1 protein-coding gene is annotated in these 269 nt (G+C 35.7%); it reads left to right on the top strand.

The features are described 5' to 3' along the window. Window positions 1–269: Crp/Fnr family transcriptional regulator (locus tag SCA31_RS23570; RefSeq protein WP_410699438.1), on the top strand; the 269-nt coding region annotated here is incomplete at both ends.

The following is a 269-nucleotide window of genomic DNA, read 5'->3' as shown; positions in this document are numbered from 1 at the left end:
AAACAGTCAGCAGATTGAATTGATATTAAGCAAGGCGGAAACAATGGAACTTCGCAAAGATGAATATTTTTCAGAAGCAGGTAAAATTCCGCGGTACGTTGGATTTCTTCTTAAAGGAGTTACCCGATTCTGTTATTATAATAATAAGAGCGAAGAGATTACACACTCTTTTGTTGAAGAGAATAATTTTGTTTCTGATCAACAAAGATTTGAGGCACAAATGGTCGCTTCGGAGTATATCCAAGCTATAACAGATTGTGAATTGCTTG

It is taken from the genome of Chryseobacterium sp. SIMBA_028, from assembly GCF_046535285.1.
In the GTDB taxonomy this organism is placed as follows: Bacteria; Bacteroidota; Bacteroidia; order Flavobacteriales; family Weeksellaceae; genus Chryseobacterium.
Note: the sequence above shows the minus strand (reverse complement) of the source record. Positions and strands in the feature narration are given on the sequence as shown.